This is a genomic window from Bacillus sp. YBsi01 (assembly GCF_038406745.1).
In the GTDB taxonomy this organism is placed as follows: domain Bacteria; phylum Bacillota; class Bacilli; order Bacillales; family Bacillaceae; genus Bacillus; species Bacillus siamensis.
In genome coordinates this window covers 488,510-509,447 of the sequence record NZ_CP151679.1, presented here as the reverse complement: position 1 = coordinate 509,447, position 20,938 = coordinate 488,510, and the positions used below count along the sequence as shown (strand labels likewise).

At 45.0% G+C, this 20,938-nt stretch carries 20 protein-coding genes, 4 pseudogenes and 1 riboswitch; of the genes and pseudogenes, 3 read left to right on the top strand and 21 right to left on the bottom strand.

Translation table 11 applies throughout. From position 1 onward, the window contains the following. Window positions 1–49: 49 nt before the first annotated feature. From ptsP to AADZ70_RS02915, 5 genes are all read right to left on the bottom strand, one after another. Window positions 50–1,765 (bottom strand): phosphoenolpyruvate--protein phosphotransferase, encoded by a 1,716-nt coding sequence (gene ptsP / locus AADZ70_RS02935; RefSeq protein WP_095240796.1) that lies wholly within the window; start codon window positions 1,763–1,765, stop codon window positions 50–52. Continuing rightward, window positions 1,765–2,031: a phosphocarrier protein HPr gene (locus tag AADZ70_RS02930; RefSeq protein WP_010334034.1), complete on the bottom strand. Its 267-nt coding sequence runs from the start codon at window positions 2,029–2,031 to the stop codon at window positions 1,765–1,767. Before AADZ70_RS02930 ends, ptsP begins: the two co-directional genes overlap by 1 nt. Window positions 2,032–2,127: 96 nt before the next feature. Continuing rightward, window positions 2,128–4,224 carry a glucose-specific PTS transporter subunit IIBC gene (gene ptsG, locus AADZ70_RS02925; RefSeq protein WP_045926893.1) on the bottom strand — a complete coding sequence of 699 codons (2,097 nt, stop codon included), beginning with the start codon at window positions 4,222–4,224 and terminating at the stop codon, window positions 2,128–2,130. A 230-nt stretch (window positions 4,225–4,454) separates the two neighbouring features. Then, entirely contained in the window at window positions 4,455–5,321 is an 867-nt protein-coding gene (gene glcT / locus AADZ70_RS02920; protein ID WP_016936323.1) for a ptsGHI operon transcription antiterminator GlcT, read from the bottom strand. A 50-nt stretch (window positions 5,322–5,371) separates the two neighbouring features. Beyond that, window positions 5,372–6,337: a LacI family DNA-binding transcriptional regulator gene (locus AADZ70_RS02915; RefSeq protein WP_342007702.1), complete on the bottom strand. Its 966-nt coding sequence runs from the start codon at window positions 6,335–6,337 to the stop codon at window positions 5,372–5,374. Between the two features lie 98 nt (window positions 6,338–6,435). Between AADZ70_RS02915 and AADZ70_RS02910 the strand changes: the two genes are divergently transcribed. Next, window positions 6,436–6,561: a hypothetical protein gene (locus AADZ70_RS02910; protein ID WP_016936325.1), complete on the top strand. Its 126-nt coding sequence runs from the start codon at window positions 6,436–6,438 to the stop codon at window positions 6,559–6,561. Window positions 6,562–6,619: 58 nt separating this feature from the next. Here the strand turns inward: AADZ70_RS02910 and AADZ70_RS02905 are convergent, their stop codons facing one another. The 6 genes from AADZ70_RS02905 to AADZ70_RS02880 all read right to left on the bottom strand — a co-directional run bounded on the left by AADZ70_RS02905 (window position 6,620) and on the right by AADZ70_RS02880 (window position 13,084). Then, the gene (locus AADZ70_RS02905) at window positions 6,620–7,714 is read right to left on the bottom strand and encodes a Xaa-Pro peptidase family protein (RefSeq protein WP_342007701.1); all 1,095 of its coding nucleotides are present in this window, start codon (window positions 7,712–7,714) and stop codon (window positions 6,620–6,622) included. Window positions 7,715–7,827: 113 nt separating this feature from the next. Then, window positions 7,828–9,741: a heavy metal translocating P-type ATPase gene (locus tag AADZ70_RS02900; protein ID WP_095240799.1), complete on the bottom strand. Its 1,914-nt coding sequence runs from the start codon at window positions 9,739–9,741 to the stop codon at window positions 7,828–7,830. A gap of 242 nt (window positions 9,742–9,983) precedes the next feature. Next, window positions 9,984–10,421: an endospore biogenesis thiol-disulfide oxidoreductase StoA gene (gene stoA / locus AADZ70_RS02895; protein ID WP_231937530.1), complete on the bottom strand. Its 438-nt coding sequence runs from the start codon at window positions 10,419–10,421 to the stop codon at window positions 9,984–9,986. Between the two features lie 118 nt (window positions 10,422–10,539). Further along, window positions 10,540–11,880 (bottom strand): polysaccharide biosynthesis protein, encoded by a 1,341-nt coding sequence (locus AADZ70_RS02890; RefSeq protein ID WP_342007700.1) that lies wholly within the window; start codon window positions 11,878–11,880, stop codon window positions 10,540–10,542. A gap of 112 nt (window positions 11,881–11,992) precedes the next feature. Beyond that, a complete protein-coding gene (locus tag AADZ70_RS02885) occupies window positions 11,993–12,616 on the bottom strand; it encodes a cell wall hydrolase (RefSeq protein ID WP_016936330.1) in 624 nt (207 codons plus the stop codon). Window positions 12,617–12,889: 273 nt separating this feature from the next. Continuing rightward, window positions 12,890–13,084: a hypothetical protein gene (locus AADZ70_RS02880; RefSeq protein WP_012117423.1), complete on the bottom strand. Its 195-nt coding sequence runs from the start codon at window positions 13,082–13,084 to the stop codon at window positions 12,890–12,892. Between the two features lie 163 nt (window positions 13,085–13,247). On the opposite strand from AADZ70_RS02880, the gene AADZ70_RS02875 reads away from it, so the two are divergent. Continuing rightward, a complete protein-coding gene (locus AADZ70_RS02875) occupies window positions 13,248–13,433 on the top strand; it encodes a YkvS family protein (protein WP_003232446.1) in 186 nt (61 codons plus the stop codon). A 73-nt stretch (window positions 13,434–13,506) separates the two neighbouring features. Here the strand turns inward: AADZ70_RS02875 and AADZ70_RS02870 are convergent, their stop codons facing one another. The 4 genes and pseudogenes from AADZ70_RS02870 to AADZ70_RS02855 all read right to left on the bottom strand — a co-directional run. Further along, entirely contained in the window at window positions 13,507–13,782 is a 276-nt protein-coding gene (locus AADZ70_RS02870) for a DUF3219 family protein (protein WP_016936332.1), read from the bottom strand. Between the two features lie 314 nt (window positions 13,783–14,096). Next, window positions 14,097–14,255, bottom strand: coding sequence for a hypothetical protein (locus tag AADZ70_RS02865; RefSeq protein ID WP_231595057.1), 159 nt, complete (start codon window positions 14,253–14,255; stop codon window positions 14,097–14,099). A 93-nt stretch (window positions 14,256–14,348) separates the two neighbouring features. After that, on the bottom strand, window positions 14,349–14,840 hold the full coding sequence (locus AADZ70_RS02860) for a GNAT family N-acetyltransferase (RefSeq protein WP_342007699.1): 492 nt from the start codon (window positions 14,838–14,840) through the stop codon (window positions 14,349–14,351). A 167-nt stretch (window positions 14,841–15,007) separates the two neighbouring features. Beyond that, a pseudogene (locus AADZ70_RS02855) lies at window positions 15,008–15,265 on the bottom strand (DUF6262 family protein); the annotation flags it as partial. Window positions 15,266–15,592: 327 nt separating this feature from the next. On the opposite strand from AADZ70_RS02855, the pseudogene AADZ70_RS02850 reads away from it, so the two are divergent. Next, window positions 15,593–15,783: pseudogene (locus AADZ70_RS02850) on the top strand (helix-turn-helix transcriptional regulator). A 184-nt stretch (window positions 15,784–15,967) separates the two neighbouring features. Here AADZ70_RS02850 and queF read toward each other — a convergent pair. The 6 genes and pseudogenes from queF to AADZ70_RS02820 form a co-directional block, all read right to left on the bottom strand. Further along, entirely contained in the window at window positions 15,968–16,462 is a 495-nt protein-coding gene (gene queF, locus AADZ70_RS02845) for a preQ(1) synthase (protein WP_003154673.1), read from the bottom strand. A gap of 18 nt (window positions 16,463–16,480) precedes the next feature. Next, window positions 16,481–17,212, bottom strand: coding sequence for a 7-carboxy-7-deazaguanine synthase QueE (queE, locus tag AADZ70_RS02840; RefSeq protein WP_064778820.1), 732 nt, complete (start codon window positions 17,210–17,212; stop codon window positions 16,481–16,483). Then, on the bottom strand, window positions 17,205–17,585 hold the full coding sequence (gene queD / locus AADZ70_RS02835) for a 6-carboxytetrahydropterin synthase QueD (RefSeq protein WP_231595081.1): 381 nt from the start codon (window positions 17,583–17,585) through the stop codon (window positions 17,205–17,207). Before queD ends, queE begins: the two co-directional genes overlap by 8 nt. Before the next feature lie 60 nt (window positions 17,586–17,645). Beyond that, a complete protein-coding gene (queC, locus tag AADZ70_RS02830; protein ID WP_003154679.1) occupies window positions 17,646–18,305 on the bottom strand; it encodes a 7-cyano-7-deazaguanine synthase QueC in 660 nt (219 codons plus the stop codon). A 96-nt stretch (window positions 18,306–18,401) separates the two neighbouring features. After that, window positions 18,402–18,446: riboswitch (PreQ1 riboswitch) on the bottom strand. Window positions 18,447–18,556: 110 nt separating this feature from the next. Further along, window positions 18,557–19,357 (bottom strand): annotated as a pseudogene (locus AADZ70_RS02825) (hypothetical protein); the annotation flags it as partial. A gap of 1,014 nt (window positions 19,358–20,371) precedes the next feature. Beyond that, window positions 20,372–20,848 (bottom strand): annotated as a pseudogene (locus AADZ70_RS02820) (hypothetical protein); the annotation flags it as partial. Window positions 20,849–20,938 lie beyond the last annotated feature (90 nt).

The following is a 20,938-nucleotide window of genomic DNA, read 5'->3' as shown; positions in this document are numbered from 1 at the left end:
TTTCCGAATATGAAAAAAACCAGACGGCTTACACCGTCTGGCTGTTGTATTACTTATTGAAAGTTTCTTTAACGAATGCGACAACCTCTTCAGTCGTGCTCATAGACAAGATTGTTTCTTTGAATGATTCAGCTTCTTTTTTAGAAAGCTTGCTGATCTGCGTTCTTGCCGGAAGGATGGATGTAGCGCTCATTGAGAACTCATCTAAGCCTAAGCCGAGAAGAATCGGAATCGCAATTTCGTCTCCTGCCATTTCTCCGCACATGCCGACCCATTTGCCCTCTTTGTGAGCGGCTTCAATGACAAGCGTAATAAGACGGAGAATCGCCGGATTGTATGGCTGATACAGATAAGCCACGCGCTCGTTCATGCGGTCAGCAGCCATTGTGTATTGGATCAAGTCATTTGTTCCGATACTGAAGAAGTCAACTTCTGTGGCAAACTGATCTGCGATAACGGCTGTAGACGGAATCTCTACCATCATACCGACTTCAATATCGTCAGAAACCGTTACGCCGGCTTTGACGAGTTTTTCTTTTTCTTCAAGAAGAATCGCTTTCGCCTGTTTAAACTCGTTTACTGTCGCAATCATCGGGAACATGATTTTTAAGTTTCCGTATGTACTTGCACGAAGCAGCGCACGCAGCTGAGTTCTGAAGATTTCTTGTTCTTCAAGGCAAAGGCGGATGGCTCTGTAGCCCAAAAACGGGTTCATTTCTTTAGGAAGCTGCAGGTAAGGAAGCTCTTTGTCGCCGCCGATATCCAATGTCCGCACGACTACTGATTTTCCTTCCATACGCTCAAGAACCGTCTTATAAGCGTCGAATTGCTCGTCTTCTGTCGGAAGCTGGTCGCGTCCCATGTAAAGGAATTCCGTACGGTAAAGCCCTACAGCTTCTCCTCCGTTTTCAAGAACGCCTTTTACATCATCAGGGGTGCCGATGTTTGCGGCAAGCTCTACATGATGGCCGTCTTTTGAAACAGTCGGTTCATTGACGAGCTTAGCCCATTCAGCTTTTTGCGCCAGGTAGGCACTGTGCTTTTCTTCATATTTCTTTAATGTTTCACTGGAAGGATCGATGATCACATCACCATCGATGCCGTCTACGATCACCATAACACCGTTTTCAATTGTGCCTGTAGCCGCTTTTGTTCCGACAACAGCCGGGATTTCAAGCGAACGGGCCATGATTGCGGAGTGTGAAGTGCGTCCGCCGATATCAGTTGTAAAACCTTTTACAAACTGACGGTTTAATTGCGCCGTATCAGACGGTGTCAAATCTTCAGCCACGATGACAACCTCTTCTGAGATCATGCTCGGGTTCGGAATTTCCACGCCCAGCAGGTGGCCTGTCACACGTTTTGTTACGTCACGGATATCCGCCGCACGCTCTTTCATGTATTCGTTATCCATTGATTCAAACATGGTCACGAACATGGAAGCCGTTTCTTTCAAAGCGAATTCCGCATTAACTGAATCTGTGCTGATTTTTTCCTTTACCGGGTTTAACAGCTCAGGATCACTCAGAACCAAAAGGTGCGCGGAGAAAATATCAGCTTTGTCTTGTCCCAGTTCTTTTAAAGCATGCTCTTTAATTTTCTCAAGCTCTTCTTTAGAACGTACAATCGCTTCATCAAAACGGCTTACTTCAGCCGCAGCATCAGCAATGTTTTTCTTTTCAACCGTTAAGTCCGGCTCTTCAAGCCGGTATGCTTTTGCAATCGCAATTCCGGCTGAAGCGCCTATTCCTTTTAATTCTTGCATTACTCGCCGAGTCCTTCGCTTTTCATTGTTTCTTCTAAAGCGTTAAGAGCGTCGTTTTCGTCAGCGCCTGCAGCGGAAATTGTGATTTCAGCGCCTTTAGCGATACCTAGAGACATAACGCCCATGATAGACTTAAGGTTTACTGTTTTGCCGTTATATTCTAAGTTTACGTCAGCATCATATTTGCTTGCAGTCTGTACAAGAACTGTCGCAGGACGAGCGTGGATTCCGGAATCTGCTGTTACTTTAAATGTTTTTTGTGCCATGATTATCATTCTCCTTTAAATTAAAGCTATTTTACTACACAATATTATATCATACAGCCGTACTTGTCATCTGACAAGCACGGCGTATTTATATGCTTATTTTCCGATTTTCACAATATCTTTTTGTTCCCGTTTTACAGTACCTTCGGCCGAAAGGGAAATCGTTTCACCCTCAGCAAGATTTGTAAAGACAATCGGTGTCATTAATGAAGGAACATGAGGTTTAACCGCCTCAAGATCAACTTCAAGCAGCTTTTGCCCCGGTTCAACCCGGTCACCCTCAGAAACAAAAGAAGTGAATCCTTCACCTTTCAGGCTGACTGTATCGATTCCGAAATGAATCAGAATCTCTCTTCCGCCGTCAGACTGGAGGCCGATCGCATGTTTTGTCGGGAAAACATTCAGCACTTTTCCTCGGACAGGCGATACGACGATTCCTTCTTCCGGAAGAATCGCAAAACCGTCACCCATCATTTTCCCTGAGAACACCTGGTCAGGCACATCCGTAATCGGATGGATTTCGCCGGTGATCGGAGAAGCGAACACTTCTTCACCCTGCTCGTTTTGGAGCGGATCCGCGATAACCTCTTCAACCTGCTGGCTGACTTCTTCTTGTGCGGATACTTTCGGTTCAGGGCGCGGCGTGCGTCCAGCGATGATATCCTGCATCTGAGTTTTCAAACCGTCAGAGCGCGGGCCGAAAATGGCCTGAATGTTGTTTCCGACTTCAAGGACGCCTGATGCGCCAAGCTGTTTCAGGCGGGCCTTATCCACTTTCTTCTGGTCGTTGACCGTCACACGAAGTCTCGTGATACAAGCATCAAGGTGTTTAATGTTTTGCTGATCACCCATCGCCTGAAGGATTTCATAAGGAAGGTCGCCGGCTTCGCCTGATGCGCCTGCCCCTTCATCTGCAGCTTCTTCTTCACGGCCCGGCGTTTTCAAGTTGAACTTCCTGATCGCAAACCGGAAACCGAAGTAGTAAATAAGGGCTAATCCTAAGCCGACCGGAATGACAAGCCACCAAGCCGTCCGGTTAGGCAGAATTCCGAACAGGAAGTAGTCAATCAGACCCCCTGAGAAGGTCATGCCGATTTTTACATGCAGCAGCTGCATGACCATAAAGGAAAGCCCCGCGAATACGCAGTGAATCGCAAACAGGATAGGAGCCACAAACAAGAATGAGAATTCAAGCGGCTCGGTGATTCCCGTTAAGAAACTTGTCAGAGCGGCAGAACCCATGATTCCGGCTACAAGTTTTTTCTTTTCAGGCTTCGCTTCATGATAGATTGCAAGCGCTGCCGCCGGAAGGCCGAACATCATAAACGGATATTTCCCCGTCATAAATGTACCTGCCGTCAGCTGTACGCCGTCTTTAATCTGAGCCATGAAAATCCGCTGATCTCCGCGGATAATGTCTCCAGCGGCATCTTTATAGCTGAAAAATTCATACCAGAACGGCGAGTAGAAAATGTGATGAAGACCGAACGGAATCAATGACCGTTCAATCATTCCGAAAATAAAGGCCGCCAAGGTTGGATTCGCTTCCACAAGTCCCGTTGAGAAGGAATTCAGACCATGCTGGATCGGAGGCCAGATTACTAACATAATAAGACCAAGAATTAATGCGGAAATTGATGTAATAATCGGGACGAACCGCTTACCCGCAAAGAATCCGAGGTACTGCGGAAGTTCAATTTTATAAAACTTGTTGAACAATAACGCGGCCAGAACCCCGACGATAATACCGCCGAACACGCCCGTCGCCAAAGTCGGTATCCCCAGCATGTTAATATAGGCCGGATGGTTTTCCGCAAAAAACTTAGCGCGTTCAATTTTGTCAGACGGAATGCTGCCGTTTGCCATAAGCACGGCGCTCATGGATACGTTCATGACCAAGTATCCGATAATGGCCGCGATTCCGGCAACGCCGTCTCCGTTCGCAAGACCGATCGCAACCCCTACTGCAAAAAGAAGCGGCAGGTTGTCAAATACGATTTGGCCGGCGCTTTCCATAACGTTTGCCACAAGCTGAACGTTATCATTGCTTAAGAAATGCATGACTTGGATCATATCTTTGTTCTGCATGGCATTCCCTAACGCAAGCAAGATCCCCGCAGCCGGTAAAATCGCAACCGGAAGCATAAGAGCACGGCCGATTTTTTGGAGAACGCCGAATAATGCTTTAAACATAAAGAATGTACCTCCCCTGTTAGCTAGTGTGACCTTACAGCGAAAATTCATGACAACGAATTCACAGGCGCAAGTCTTCAGTTTAACCGTTTACATTTGCCCTTTTACACAACAAAAAGCATGAGTAAAAAAGGGTGTGCAAAATAACGGGGCCGTTCTTCCCGTTTTTTACCCTCAATCACTCATGCCTGATCGAATCAGTGACACGTTTTTAAAGGTCTCAACTGAAATTATGAAATTTTATTGGTTAATCGGTACAGATGAAGCGTGAGATAAACCGCTTCCGCCTCATGAACTGGTTTTTTCAGCATTTGCTGTAAGATTTTTATCAGTTTCCAAGCAGTATTGTAGCATAGCGGGTATTCATTTTTCAATAATAACATTAACTTTTCTGGTTCTTTTGTCTGCTCTTCCCGTTTAATCCTATCTATGGTAAATCTGATATGCCGGATCAGCCGCAAATAGTGGACGCTTTCTTTATTGACTTTCATTTGGAAAGATTCCTCTATCACCTGAACGAGCCGGGACATCAGCTGCGAATGCTGGTTGACCTCTGAAAGGGACCGATTCGTCAGAGCGGAGTGGATATGAAGAGCGATAAAGCCAATCTCCCCTTCCGGAAGGCAGATTCCAGTCTTTTCATTAATCATGCCGACGACTTCACGGGCAATCTGAAATTCTTCCGGATAAAGCGTTTCGGTTTCCATAAGAAAAGGGTTTTTAATGTCAAAGCCCTGCTGCAGCCGCTTTACCGCAAAGGCGATATGATCCGTCAGCGCAATATGGATATGTTCATTTAACGGTTGGCTTGTTCGGTTCCTGATATGATAAATGACGTCATTGGAGATGTCGACAAGTGTCTCGTCCACATAACCGAGGAGCTTTTTAAATTGTTTTTGTTCTTTTTCATCCTTTAAGATGAACATCTTGTCATACCCTTTATCTTCAATGACATCCGCTTGTTTTTTTCCAAAGCCGATTCCTTTTCCGATCAAGACGACCTCACTGTATCTATCATGTGTTGCGATCAGCACATTGTTATTTAATACCTTCTCAACTGTAAAGGACCCCTTCATGATCCTCAGCTCCTTTGTCATTCAATACCTCATATCGTACAAAACGAACAGAAAGCGCGTCAATTCTTTTTTTAGACGGTTGATCGTTCAATAAGACGGTAATCAAGAATCTTCCTTGCCGGAGGCCCGCCGCTGATCCGGTTCTTAAGCATGTGAAAAGCCTGCTTTCCCATTTCTTTCGTTTGTATATCTATTGTGGAAATACCTAACATCTTGCTGATATCATGATTGTCGATGCTCAAAATCGCCAGCTCTTCCGGAATGCGCGTCCCGTTTGCCTTGGCTTCAAGGTAAAGACCGGCGGATACTTGATCATTCGCCGCAAACAGCGCAGTCGGTTTGTCATCCCAGCTCTTCCATCTGTGAAAAAGGGCTTTCCCGTCAAGCAGCGTCAGCGCCTTTTCCACAACCAGCTCTTCCCTGTAAGGCCGGCCGATCTTCTTCAGCGCCTCTTTGTATGCGGCAATGCGGACTTGACTGTTTTTTCCCTTTTTTCTGGCCAGGCTGATCGCTATTTTTCGGTGACCCTTTTCTATCAGATAATCCAGGCCGTGCCGAAATGCTTCCCCATGCGGATTACTGATTGAGGACAGCTCAGCGGCATCAGTGTGCTGGCAGAGAATAATGGGTTCTTTCACGGTAAGCAGCTGCTCATCGGAAATTGCTTTGGAGCAGATAATCAGGCCGTCCACCTGGCGCTCCTGTAATTGTGATAAAGCAAAGCGTTCTCTTTTCTGCTGATAATCCGTCTGGTATAAAGAAAGATGCACGCCTGACGCTTCGGCAGCCTCGGCAATACCCGCGACAAGGTCTGCAAAATACGGAAGATTCACCGACGGCAGCACAACGCCGATCATATCGGAAAAGCCTTTGGATAAATGCACAGCATGGATGTTGCGCGTATAGCCGAGCGATTGTACCGCTTTTTTCACTCTTTCTCTTTTGTCTTCGCTTACATAAGGATGATCATTTAATACTCTTGATACTGTTGTAACAGAAACCCCGGCAGCGCCGGCAATGTCTCTGATCGTAGCCATGGCGTCCCCCCTTTCTTTTTTTCCTTGATCTGGAATGCGTTTCATACAGTAAGCTAAAAACAAATACAGCCTATTCATTTGAAAGGAGAATTACAGTGATGGGGATTCTTTGCTTAATCGGTTTGTGTCTGGCCATACTCGGCGGCAGTTATCTTGCTATGCGGCCGCTGCGGGAAAAGCATGATATCAAACCATTTCAGCATTTTGATGACTTTTTCATTTAACAAGGTGATAAAAAAGGACGCTGCGTTCCAGAACCGTCCTTTTTTATCACAAAGCTTTCTATTTCAGGATCGTTAATTCTTTCGGATATTGCGTTAATGCTTCGGCGCCGTCTTTTGTGACAAACACATCGTCTTCAATGCGCACGCCGCCTACATCCGGCACGTAAATCCCCGGTTCTATCGTGTACACCATACCTTCTTTGAGGAGCGTGTCGTTCGCGCTGCTCATTGATGGATATTCATGAACCGAAATCCCGAGTCCGTGGCCGAGGCGGTGGGGGAAATAGTCTCCGTATCCGGCTTTTTCAATAATGCCGCGGGCTTTTAAATCAAGATCGCCGATTCTCACACCGGGTTTGCTTAATTGAAGCGCCGCCTTTTCTGCTTTAAGCACCGTTTCGTAAATCTCTTCCTGTTTTGGGCTGATTGATTGGTATGCAAATGTTCTCGTAATGTCTGAGCAGTAGCCGTCAAGAATAACACCCAGGTCAAACAGAACGAAATCGCCTTTTTTCAGACGGTCTGTACCCGGATTGCCATGAGGCTGGCCTGATTTTTCTCCGAACAGCACCATCGTTGAAAACGACATGCCCTGCACGCCTTTTTTCTTCAGCTCAAACTCAATCTGCGCCAGCACTTCAGTTTCACTCACGCCCTCTTTAAGCGCTGCGACACCGACTTCAACTCCGAAATCCGCAAGTTTTGCCACTTCCCTGAGAATGCTGATTTCTTTCTCATCTTTTACGAGACGGAATTGGTTGAGCGTTTCTTCTGCCGAAGCGAACGCGGCGCCCCCTGAAGCATGCTTGAGTTGTTCTGAACGTGAAAGCGAGATCGAATCCTTTTCAACCGCGATGGAATCAAGGCGCACATTTCGTTTTGTGAGCTCGGCTTTGATCAGCTCCCACGGGTCTTCGTGATCGCCGTAGCCGATAATTTCATGCTCCCACCCGGCACTGCGGGCTTGTCCGGCTTCCATTCCCGGGCAGACGAAAAACGGCTCCTGTTCTTGAAACAGGAACAATCCCATTAACCGCTCATGCGGATCCGTATAAAAATCAGTCAAATAAAATACATTTTCCTTTGTATGTATAAACGCCGCATCGTGTCCTTCTTTTTTCAGCCAATCTGAAACACGTTGTAATCTGTTCATTTTTGTTTTTCCTCCTTACCAAAGTGGCTCTTTATTCATTCTATCAGTTTTCCGGCGTTTATGCTGTGAACGAACATTTAAAAAAACAGCCGCCCGATGTGCGGCTGTTTTGTTTATTTTAATAACCTGAGTCCGTTCAGTATGACCAGAATCGTGCTTCCTTCATGCCCGATAACGCCAAACGGCAGTTCCATCACCTGCAGGAAGTTGGCGCAGATCAACAGGCAGATGACCGAGAGCGAAAAAACGATGTTCTGCTTAATAATCCGGTTCATTTTCCGTGAGAGCCTGCACATTTTCACAAGCTTATGAAGATCATTTTTCATCAGGACCAAGTCAGCCGTCTCTAAAGCCACGTCCGTTCCCCCTCCCATCGCAATACCGACGTCAGCGGTTTTCAGAGCGGGCGCGTCATTAATGCCGTCTCCGACCATGGCGATTGTGCCGTACGTTTCTTTCAGTTTCTTTACTTCCTCTGCCTTTTGGTCAGGCAGACAATCGGCAACAACCGTCGTCATGCCAGCCTCTTTTGCGATGGCAGCCGCTGTTTCAGGCTGATCTCCGGTAAGCATGGCCGTTTTAATCCCGAGTGATTCAAGCTCAGCCATTACGGCTTTTGCTTCTGGCCGGATTTGATCCTTTAACGCAAAACAGCCCGCTATCCTGTCATCTTTCTTAACAAAAACCAGCGTACAGCCTTTATCTTTCAACTCATTTCCCGATGTTTTCAAAAAAGCGTCTGCATCCTCTTTCCCTGCAAATCCAGCTTTTCCGATCATCCATTTGGCGCCTTCTATATCGGCCTGAACACCGAATCCGGACGTCTCGTCAATCGATGTATGGCCTGCAGGCACAGCGCCCCGGCTTTCGGCAAATTCAGCTATCGCCTTTGCAAGCGGGTGGCTTGATTGCTTTTCAATCGCATACACCGCTTGCATGATCTCATCCTCATTCACATATTCCGCCGCTTGGAATGCAGCAACTGCAGGCTGTCCCTTTGTGACCGTGCCGGTTTTGTCAAAAGCAATCATCCGGACGCTTCCCAGCTGCTCTAAAAACACACTTCCTTTAACCAACAATCCGTTGCGGGCTCCATTTGAAATAAGAGAAAGCGCAGCGGGCATAATGGAAGCGACAAGAGCGCACGGGGAGGCGACCACCATAAACACCATCGCCCGATAAAAGGTTTCACTCCAGCTCCAGCCTAAAGCAAAATGAGGAACGAATAAAAGCAAAGCCACGGCTAAAAGCACGCCTTTTACATAGACACTTTCGAAACGCTCAATAAATGCCTGAGCCGGTGACACGCTGTTTTGAGCCGATTCCACCAGACGGATGATTTTTCTGAATAGAGACTGCTCATTTGTTTTCGTAACTCGGACCGTTAAAGAGCCGTTTCCGTTTACCGTTCCTGTAAACACAGAATCTCCGGCTGTTTTTTCCGCCGGCATCGATTCACCCGTCAGCGCCGATTCATCAAGACTCGTCGCGCCTGACTCGATGATCCCGTCTGCCGCTACGCGTTCGCCCGGCTTAATGACGATCATGTCGCCGATCTTGAGTTCAGCGGCCGGCACCCGCTTTTCCTGTCCGTCTTTAAGCAGGGTCGCTTCCTCCGGTTCCAGTTTCATCAAGGAGGTTAAATCACGGCTGCTTTTATTCATCGTATACGTTTCCAGCGCGCCGCTTAACGAAAAAATAAAGATAAGAACAGCGCCTTCCGCCCAATACCCGATAAGGGCAGAGCCGACAGCCGCAAAAATCATCAGCAGTTCAACATTTAAAGCCTTCGTCTCCAGCGTATCTTCAATTCCTTCTTTCGCTTTTGCAAATCCGCCGATCACAAAGGCCAGGATATACAAAGTAACGGACAGGCCTTTTGCTTCGGTGAAAAACCAGGCTGCAAGAATAAGGGCGCCCGATACGAGAGCCGCAATGAGTTCCGCATGCTGGAGCCACTTTTTTCCGGACCGCTCTTCTTGAGTCTGCTGTTGTGAATGGGTTTGAGTCACCACTTGTTCATTCATTATGAATTCTCCTCTCTAATTGAGAACGCAAATCATCTTCATTTCCCTGATAAAAGCAAAACTGCCGCCTTACAGGCAGCATTTTCACAGTAATATCGCGGTGTTTTTCTTTATTATAGCACGCCGGCGAAAGATTTCAATTATAATTGTTTTAATTTCTTTTTGATAATAATTATCATTAGAATCCCTTCAGCTGTTCATGATATGCAAAAAAGGAGCGGGAGGTAATCCCCCGCACCTTTTTATTTCTCAGACCATTCTTTTAATTGTGAAGCGGTCATCGGACCGACGATCTTTTTTTCGATTTCTCCTTTTTCATTCAGCAGAAATGACGTGGGAATCGTCATGATCCCGTATTCCTTCATAAGCTCGCCCTTAGAGTCAAGAACGACCGGGAATGTGAGATGGTGCTGATTGACAAAGTTTTGAACGGCCTCTTTGTTTCGCTCAGCATTCATGAGATTTACCGTTACAAGACTTACATCATCGGATTGATGCTGTTCATAATACGTTTGAAACTGCGGCAGTTCTTTTTTACACGGCGGACACCACGATGTCCAAAAATGCAAAATGGTTTTCTGCCCTTTATTCGGGACCGATATCTCGTCTCCTTCAATCGTCTTCATCAGAAACACGGCGGGAACTGCCTGTTTTTCTGATGAGGCTTTTGCTTCAGGCATCCAGAGAGCGGCAGCTATCAAAAGGACTGCGCATGCAATAAGACGGTTTTTATGCATAAGATCTTCCTTTCACGCGTTTCGGATAGCTTGCCCCTCCTTACTGAAATGTATCAGTCTTTCAGCTCTCGATCCGGGGCGCTGTTCTTCCGCCGCCGGTCAGGAACACGGAGACACCCAGGTCTTTGCAGATCGTCGCGTAATGTAAACTTGTCAGAAGAATCATGCCGGTATTCATACCGAGTATAATGCCGAGCATTTGCAGATTCGGCATAGAACCAAGCACATACATCATCGAAAGACCCACAATGCTGCTCCATACATTATGATAAAACGCCGTTTTCACATGACCGATGCCGATCAGACAGGCCTGAAGTGGCATCACAAACAGCTGAAAAAGAAAATACGGCCACAAAAGCTGCAAAAAATACTGCGCTTCCGGAGACTGAAAAAATAAATGGGTCAGCGGGCCGGCGAACTGAAACATGATCCAGACTGCCGGAATGCCATAGCCGAATGTAATAAAAATCGCTTGTCTCAGCCGTTTCAGTACAATGTCATATTGAGACAGCGCGTACGCTTCTGAAATGCTCGGAATCATGACAACCATCAGCGAATGAGCGATAAATGCGGGAAACGAACCGATCGTCACCGCTACACCGGCGAGCATGCCATATTGATCAATCGCGGCTGCCCCGGCCGCCCCTGACGCCAGCAGCGCTCCTTTTACTAAAAAAGGTTCAATGGCATTTGTCACCGCGTGAAAAATACGAAGTCCCGTTGTCGGAATGGATACCGCCAGAAGACGTTTCCGCACATCCTTACCGCGGAGATGAATGTGCTGATGGCCGGAAAGCGTCCTCCTCGCCAAAATAAACTGCGTATACAAGTATACGAACACCACGACATCACTTGCGACCAGCACAAATAACGAAATGAGCACGGCCATATCAATTTCAAAAGAGTACCATTGAAAAAAGATAAACAGACAAAGCACTTGAATGATTTTTTTCAAAACATTCGCAACCGCGATTTTCCCCATCTGCTGCACACCCATGAAATAGCCTCTGGCGATGGATGTAAAAGCGACGACGGGAATCAGTCCGATGACAATCCCTTTAATAAAAGGGTGATACGTATCGAATACAGGAATGAACGGCAGCGCGATGCTTGCGGCAACAGTTGAAAACGCGGTAAATACGGCGGTCATTCTGAAGGCATGCCGGAGCATGCTTTCATGCAGCTTCTGATTGGATTCCGCGATGAATTTTGAGATGGAGATCGGAAGCTCCAGACTGGCGATCACGATAATGAGAAAAATGGTGGGCAGAATGCTCATGTAAAGCCCCATCCCATGCTCGCCAAGCTCCCGCGCCAGTATCATATTCACGACAAATTCCAGACATTCAGCGAAAAAGGCGGCGATGGATAAAAGAATGATCCCTTTCACAAATCGATTCATGGTGTCTCTCCTTGTCTCTCGTTCTTTCATCATCATATGAGACAAGTTCTGAAAATATTTTCGATTTCTTAAAATTGAAAAAAGCATAGCCGGGATATTTGTCCCGCTATGCTTACATAGCAAATACGTGTCTGCCGATCCGTTCGATAATTTTTCGGGAACGGATCCAATGGTCAGAAGCTGTTTTCGGATTGTAGAAAAACAATGCGTTCGTTTCTCTGCCCGGATGGTTAAGCGCCTCATTTGCGGCGGCGATGGAATCCTTATCCGGCTTTTGATTAATGCTTCCGTTTGCTACCGGTTCAAATGCATTCCTTTGATAAATCACACCCCGAATGGTATCCGGGAAGCCTTTCTTTTCAGTCCGGTTCAGCACGACGCTGGCTACCGCGACCTTTCCTTTATAAGACTCACCCTTCGCTTCTGCGTGAACGAGACGTGACAGAAGTTCCCTGTCGGCACTGGAATACGTCTTTTTCGGCGGCTGATAAGCCGTTTTCTCCGGTTTGGCTTTCTGCTCAAGATGAGATGACAGCTTTATCAGATGGATCGAATGCTTCTGGTCAGTTTTTGAAAACTTCGGAACCGAACTATTTCTATTTAAATCAGCAACCAGTGTGCTGGATTCTTGCTTTGGCTTCTTCGCTAAAGTAAACAGAGCTTCTGTATGTTCAATTTTTGTTGCAGGCATAAAACAAAGAAAAAAGACAGCCAAGGCAGCAAATTTTGTCGTCATACGCTTTCCTCCTTAAATACTTCACTACCTTAACAAGAGCAGTGCGCAAATTCACGGTTAAAGATTTTCCAACACTCCCAATCAGCTTTTATGATGGAAGAAGTTCGTTAACGGCCTTATTATTGGCAGAAAAACGGCCGTCATTTTCACAACATTAACCAAATTACAGTAAAAGTATCCATCGGAGGGATTTTACATTTTGTTTACATCTGTTACAGCAAGATGAAATGAGCAGCGAAAACAAAAAAAAGACTCCTCATATGTGAGGAGCCGTCAGCTTCTTGGCTGTTCTAAATACTGGAAAACAACATCTCCGCCCTGCTGTGCAATACCGCGGAAATGCTTAAAATCTTCCTGCTTCGATAAAACCGCTCGAAATGCAAGAAAATGTTCTTTCTGCACCCTGAATTCTTTGATTTCACCGGTGCGCATTTGGTTGATACGTTCTGATATTTCTTCAGGCAGCAACGAACACAGCCTCCTTTTCTCGGCTTTTTCCCGAAAATCAATATACCATCTTTCCCCCGCCGGGACAATGATTGAGCAGGCCGATACCCATATCGCTTTACTTCTTAAAGAAAATACTGCAAAATATTTTCAAACAGGATTTATGATAAAGGAGAGGAAGCTCGTGAAAATTGCTAAGGTTGGAAACGTCATTGAATTTAAAAACGGATTAACCGGTGTTGTTGAAAAGGTAAATGAAAACTCCGTCATCGTTGATGTAACCATCATGGATAATTATCGTGATCTTGAATTAGATTCCCTCACTGTCGTCAACCATAAAAATTATAAAATCATCAGAGACTCCTATTAACCCCCACTGAACAATCCGAACCATTTACATATCCCGCACAAAAGCTGCCGCCCGGCAGCTTTTTCAAATGATTTCAGATTTCCGTCATTTCAATGAAAAAATCTCCGGTCTCATCTTTATTGTAAAGATTTGTGATGGATGTATGGTAGTTGGTTATTTTGCCGCGGAATTCAAGACCCCGATCGGGCGCCTTAATTTCAAATGTTTTTTCATACAAAAGGACGGCGATGTCATGATACGTTTCAGAGGTCACCTTCAATATAAATGAGATGACGCGGCCGTTTTTGCCCGCACTTTCTTTACAGTCATACATTTCAAGCCTTACACCGTTTAACTCTAACGGCTCCATGACGAACACTCCTTCTTTTTACAGGACATGCTATCATGCTGATCATTCATTTACAATTGTTCCGCTCCGGATAAGAAAAAAACGGCGCAGGCCTTTACAAACATACGTTCCCCATTTTATAATGAAACAGACGAGCTGCCATCCAGCACCCGTCACGTAATGAAGCGGCGAGTATACTCCCCCCGGGTTTACTCGTCTTTTTCTTTTGTCCAGATGATTTCTCTTTTCATTATACAAGGTCTGTGCGGATATCATGCACCTTTCCGGCGGCGCGCCACAGACGAAAAATACCCCCGCTTAAAAGGCGGGGGGATTTAGGTTATATTCCGAGACCGCCGGCACTCCCGAAGAAACTTCTCGTTCTTCACCGAGCTTTTGACTAGCGTATAGTCGCAGTTATCACATTGTCCTGCTGTTAAATTATCAAGACTAAATTTAAAATAATAATACAGATAAAATAAGGGGTCATTCATATAAGACAGAAATAATATGTATGACCCCTTTATTCAACAAATGCACCCGATTGTTTAAGTGTATTACTTCACAAACTATCCAATTTGCCGTTCCTAGTTCCTAGTTTCTAGTATAGGTTTTTCCATTACTACTGTTTTAACTTCGTAACCATTTGGGTTGGTAACAGTTTCTTCTTTAGAAACTATGTAACCCATTCTTTCGTACAAGCTTATATTTTTTGGTAATGATGCACGAACACGACATTCTATTTTCTTTCTGTTATTTTCAATAGCATAATTCTCAATCCATAATAACATTGCCTTCGCAATCCCTTTTCCTCTTGCATGTGATGTAACGGATAATCTTGAAAAATATATCGAGGTATCTTTTAATGTAATCCTAGAAGAAGCTACTGGTTCCCCATCTACAAAGCACAACAATGCTTTTTCTAATCCTTGTTTCATTGCATTTAATAGATTATCTAATGGTTCATTTAATGCACTAGAGGGAACTTCAAGAAATCTATATTCTTCAAATGCTTCTAACATAATTTTATGCACAATCTGATATTCTTCTGCACTTGCTAATCGTATTTCTAAATTCATTTTTGTCCTCCAAGTTAATATTATCTAGAACTATTATATCTTTTTTTAATTTTCTGTTGTGCCAAACTGCCATGTTTCTTCCATAAGTTAAATTTTTATTTATTACAGGAATGCTGCCCGGCAAAAAAAGCAACTGCTCTTATCACAATTGCTTTCGTTTTCACCATTTAGGTGAATAGCATTTTATATACCTGAGCGTAAGCAATCTTTAATTGTTCTCGTAGTTCTTTTTCTATCCGCTTAATTTTCCGTTTTAGAGATTCAATAATCTAGTCTTTATTATTTTCATTACGCTTCGCAGCTGGTCTCTTTATCTGCTGCTGCTGTTAACGGAACGTTTCAATTTGTTCTCTTAGTATCATAGTATGATATAGAGTAGCCTTAGATACTCCAGCCTCATTGGCTACACTGTTAAAGTTAATGTCTACATATTAAACTAACTTTGTTTGGTCCGGTTTAAAATTTATATGTATTAAAAAAGAGGATGTATGTATATATCAAACATATTATCCTCTAATTATTTTATTATAGTATTGTTAAGCGTACGTCCGGCATTTCTTTGTAGTCGAACGTTATGCTCGAATCGTATCCTTTAGTTTCGTAATTTTCCCCCTCCATTTTCACTGCCTTTCGTGTTTATTCTCATTGTATAGGTAAATTATAACACATTAAACAATATTAGAAATAAACAACTGAATAGACTATACTTGCTCTTTTAAAAAGAGATTATAATGGTCTCAGAGGTGGTCGAAATGAAACTAAACGCCATTATGAAGGCGAAAGGGTGGACGCAGGTAAGACTTTCGGAAGCATCAGGTGTGCCACAAGGTTCGATATCGCGCTTCGATAAGAATAGTCGCCACGAAGACTGGCACGTTTTTCGATTGCGAAAGCGCTCGGCGTAGGAGTCGATGAGCTATTTGAAATTGAGGACGCTGAATAAATGGATCGTATTGAAAAATCCCCGCCTAAAAAGACAGGGATCGTGGTCACACTGCGGCTGCTTCAGGTCACGATCGGTCACATTTCCGCCTAAAACTGACGTTGAATGTTCGGGTTTTACCGTGACCTCACTCCGTTTCATACTTCGGATCATAACCGGAAGTATTTAGGCTGCGCCGGGAACATTAACGGTTGTCAATCGTCTCCGGATACATATCATGATTCATCATCCGATGTTCGGCCATTTTTTCATATTTTGTTCCCGGTCTGCCGTAGTTTGTATACGGGTCAATGGAGATTCCGCCTCTTGGCGTGAATTTGCCCCATACTTCAATGTAGCGGGGGTCCATTAATTCGATCAAGTCATTCATGATGATGTTCATGCAGTCCTCGTGGAAGTCTCCATGGTTGCGGAAGCTGAAAAGATACAGCTTTAACGATTTGCTTTCCACCATTTTTTCGTCCGGAATATAGCTGATGTAGATAGTTGCAAAATCCGGCTGTCCCGTTTTCGGGCATAGCGACGTAAATTCCGGGCAGTTGAATTTAACGAAATAATCACGGTTCACGTGTTTATTCGGAAATGATTCCAAAACCTCCGGCGCATATTCAAATAAATAGTTTGTCCCTTGATTCCCCAGGAGCGTAACTCCTTCTAATTCTGATTCTTTTCTTGTCATGTAAATTCTCCCTTTCTATTAAACTCCCCGTTTATTGCCCCAAAGCAATGTATGAAGCTGAGGCAGGACTCTGACGAGATTCAGATCTGAATCAGCAGAAACCTTATCAACGAGTTTTTCATATTTTTCGAGCAGATGCGCAATTAATGCCCGGTCATCTGTCGTGTGGACATTATCGTTTCCGACCTGAAGATAAAACGGGATATTCGGATACCGCTTATGCACGGTTTTCGCGAATTGCAGATCTTCATCATTAAAAATGACGACCTTTAAGCTGACTGCGCTAAGCCTTTCAGCCGCATCAAGCGAAGACACGATGTGATCGAGCTTTGCAAAGTCGGTTGTCATCCCTGAACTCGGCGGCTTCGGTGAAATCGTCAGGTCGTTAATCATTGTAAACCAATCCTGATAGATCGTTCCCTGCGTTTCTAAAGCGGCGCGCACACCATGTTCTTTCAGCAGCAGAATCAGCGCGTCAAGCTGCTTTAACAGCGCCGGGTTTCCTCCTGAGATGGTAACATGGGAAAAGGCGTCTCCGCCGATTTCTCTCAGCTCGCGGTAAATGTCTTCCGCCGTCATCCAGCGGATATCTTTTTTGGCTGAGCCGTCCCATGTAAAGGCGGAGTCGCACCAGCTGCAGGAGTAGTCGCAGCCTGCCGTGCGGACGAACATGGTTTTCTGGCCGATGACCATGCCCTCTCCTTGTATCGTCGGTCCGAAAATTTCTAAAACCGGGATTCCTTTAGCCATTCAAATCACCTTTTTTCGGGCGGTATATGCAATAGCTTGTGGGGGTTTCCCTGACAAAAACCTGGACGCAGACCGGCTGATTCTCCAGTGTTTCGAGGTAGGACTGAACTTTATCGTAAATCGTTTTGGCTACGACTTCGGTTGTCGGCAGCGAATATCGGTCATCATCGGAAAATTCGTCATGGTCATTCAGCAATGTATGATCGTAAGCGCCGTGCACCAATTTCTTCAGCACGCTGAAATTCACGAGAAAGCCTGAATCATCCAGTTCATCCCCTGCAACTGTAATATTTACTGTATACGTGTGGCCGTGGACTCTGCTGCACGCTCCGGCACTTTCACGGGGAATAAAGTGCGCGGCTGAAATGTGCATGTCCTTATTCAGCTCAAACGAATAAGGATGCTGAACCTGCGGGTAAATTTGAGAAAGCAATTAGTTCCGCTCCCCTTTCATTTTCATATATTCATCGTATCCTTTATTGCGGAGCAGGCATGCCGGGCATTCTCCGCATCCGTCCGCAATGATGCCGTTATAGCAAGTCAATGTGTTATTCTTTACAAAATCAAGCGCGCCGAGCTCATCAGCAAGTTTCCATGTTTCCGCTTTGTTCAGCCACATAAGCGGCGTATGAATGACGAACGGCTTTTCCATCGCCAAGTTGACGGTGACATTGCAGGACTTGACAAACTCGTCCCGGCAGTCCGGATAGCCGCTGAAATCAGTCTCGCATACACCGGTGATGATGTGGCGTGCGCCGATTTGATATGCAAGAATCGATGCAAAGGATAAAAATACAAGGTTGCGCCCCGGCACAAACGTTGTCGGCAGTTCCCCGTCCTTAGCTTCAATTTCAATATCATCTCGTGTCAGCGCGTTTGGCGCAAGCTGGTTTAAAAGAGACATATCAAGCAGATGATTTTTGACACCGAGCTTTTCGGCAATCGATTTAGCTACATCAATTTCTTCTTGATGACGCTGATTGTAATGGAATGTAACGGTTTCTACTTCTTCAAAGTTTTGCAAAGCCCATAATAAACACGTCGTGCTGTCTTGGCCTCCGCTGAATACCACAACCGCTTTTTCTTTTTTCATGTCTTTCTCTCCCTTATCTATCATTCAATAAAAAAAGCGCCTTTCTCGGAGAAGGCGCCCTAAAAAACATAAAAAAACCGTATCCAAGGATACAGCTCGTCCTTAGTTTTTTATAGAGGGTGTAGCTAGAACCTCTCCCGCATCAATACGGATTTTCTTCTTTTTTTCACTTTTGCTATCATACCATAATGCCGCTTCCCGTGACAATAAAAAAAACAGCCTGAAACCTGTGTCAGGCTGCAAAAACCGATTTAAGCCCGGCTTTTCTTTTTCGGAAATGCCATCAGTGCAATCCCGATCAGCACAAATAAGGCAGGCCAGAAAACAGAAACCGGGATGATCGGCTGATACATCATCGTAAAGCATAGCGCGGTCAAGGTCAGAACCGCAACCGGAATGAGCAGCGCCTTTTGTTTCCCGCCGAACAGCCACAGTTCAAATAAACCGAATGCCGCTGCCAACAGGTAAACAGGCCATGTCACACCGGAATAGGTCCATTGGGTCGCCGTTTCAAAAACAAACAAGATCCCCGTAACCAATAAAATGCCGCCCGGTACAAGAAGTCCTGCGTTTTTGACCGGTTTCGGACCGAAAATCGGAATGTGAAAAGCGGCTGCAAGCAAAAGAATGAGCGCGGGCCAGCCGCGTTCGCTGATGACTTCATTTGCATTGGTGAATATGCCGAAAATGCCCGCGGCGCACAGAACCGCCGCAGCAGTCAAAAGCCCCCTTTTCTTTCTTCCGAACAGCCAGGCTTCAAACAGGCCGAACGCGACGGCAAAGAGGTAGACAGGCGATGTCATAGTTGCGTATGTCCAATCCGTCAGAGTTTCAAACCATAATAACCCGCCAATCACAAGCAATGTTCCGCCCGGAATGAGAAGGCCCGTTCTTTTTTTCGGCTGCATGAAGGCAGCGGCGTGAAACAGAAGCGCTACTGCAATGATCAAAAGCGGCCACAGCCCTGTCAACAGCATACCGGCAAAGCATAGGGCACCCGTCCCTGCCAAAATCAAAGCAGGAATCAATACGCCGACCTTTCTCCCGCCGAATACCACAGGGGGGTGTGTGTGGGGGGGGGGAGGGGGTTTGGGGGTTGGGGGGGGGGGATGGTGATTTATGTAAGGTGTGAATGGAGAAATGTTTTTTTATAATAGGATAAAGTTGTAGAAATGAAGGGGAAGTAGATTTTATTTTATTTGAAATGATATTGTTTTTGTAAGGAAGGTTAGTGATGGCAAGGAGGGGATGAGGGGTGGGAGTTTTTTATTTGAGAGGGTTTAAAAGAGATGGTGTTGTTTTTGTTTAGGAATAGAAGTTAAGGATGTTTGTGGGTTTAGAAAGAAGGAGGGTTTTTTTAGATTGGAAGTGTATTTTTTTTGTTTGAAATTGTTGTATAGAGTGGAGGATGAAAGGTAGAAGAAAATGATGGGAAATTTGATGGTGTTGTTTGGTATGGTTTTTTTCGGGGGTTGGAAATTTGTATGTATGTGGGAAAGTGGTAGGGGGTGGGGAGTGGAGGGTAGGGGGATTTAATTTGAGAAGTTTTTGGAATGTAGATATTTGAATTTAAAAGGTTTTTAGTTGGGTTTGATGATGGAAAGTGAGTTGGTAGGTATTGTTTAATTTATATTTTGAAGAAGTTTGTTTGGGTATGGGGTGTGGTTGGTTTGTAGGGGGTTGGGGGGGAATTGAATGTGTTTTGGAAGTGTTAGGTAAGGTTTATAGAAATTATGTTGTTTATATGTGTTGTTGGTTGAGTAGAGTTGTGAATTGTATATTAGGGTGAATGAGGTGGGATTTAAGAATGATATGAAGGATGATAAGTGTTGGTTTTGTTGGGAGAGAGGATTATAATGGGATTTTGTGAGAAGAATTTTTTTGATAAAATGAGGTGATAGTGGAGAGTGTTTATTGTGGTAGGTAGATGAGGATATTGGTAGAGGGGGTATTGAGTGTTTGGGTTTAGAGAAGGTTTTGTCGGAGGTATTTTGAATGGGATAGGGAATGGGAATGTAAATGGAGAAAGAGTTGAGAGGGGATGTGGTTTAGTCTTTGTTGATATGTACCACGATAAAAGAGAAAGAAATTAAAAGCGGCACAACCAATATATTGACGCCGAACACACCTTTAACACCGCTTGTCATGACGGCAAAGCTCAGTACGATCGTCAGAAGGATCCCCGCTTGTGCGGGCCAGCCAAGCTGCTCATGAAACAGCGCTCCAGCTCCGGACAGCATGACGGAGGTCACTCCAAGCAAGATAAACATCATAAATATGTTCACGGCGCGGCCGATGGACCGGCCGAATAAATATGTGTTCAATTCCTGATAAGATGCTGCATGAATCCGTTTGGAAATAATCATGATTTTGGCGCCTAAATATGTAAACATCAGACCGCTTACCATAATACCGAACAGACCGATCCAGCCAAACCTCAGAAAAAACTCAACGATTTCCCGTCCCGTGGCAAAACCGGCTCCTACAACCGTTCCTACGTATACGAATGCAAGCTGACTTGCAGAACCTTTTCTTTGTCCCATTTCACCCTCCGGCTAAGCTCAGATTTGTCCAGGCCTTTTTATCAGCTTATGAGACAAGTCGCCTGAAAAGAAGAACAAATCATCCTTCCC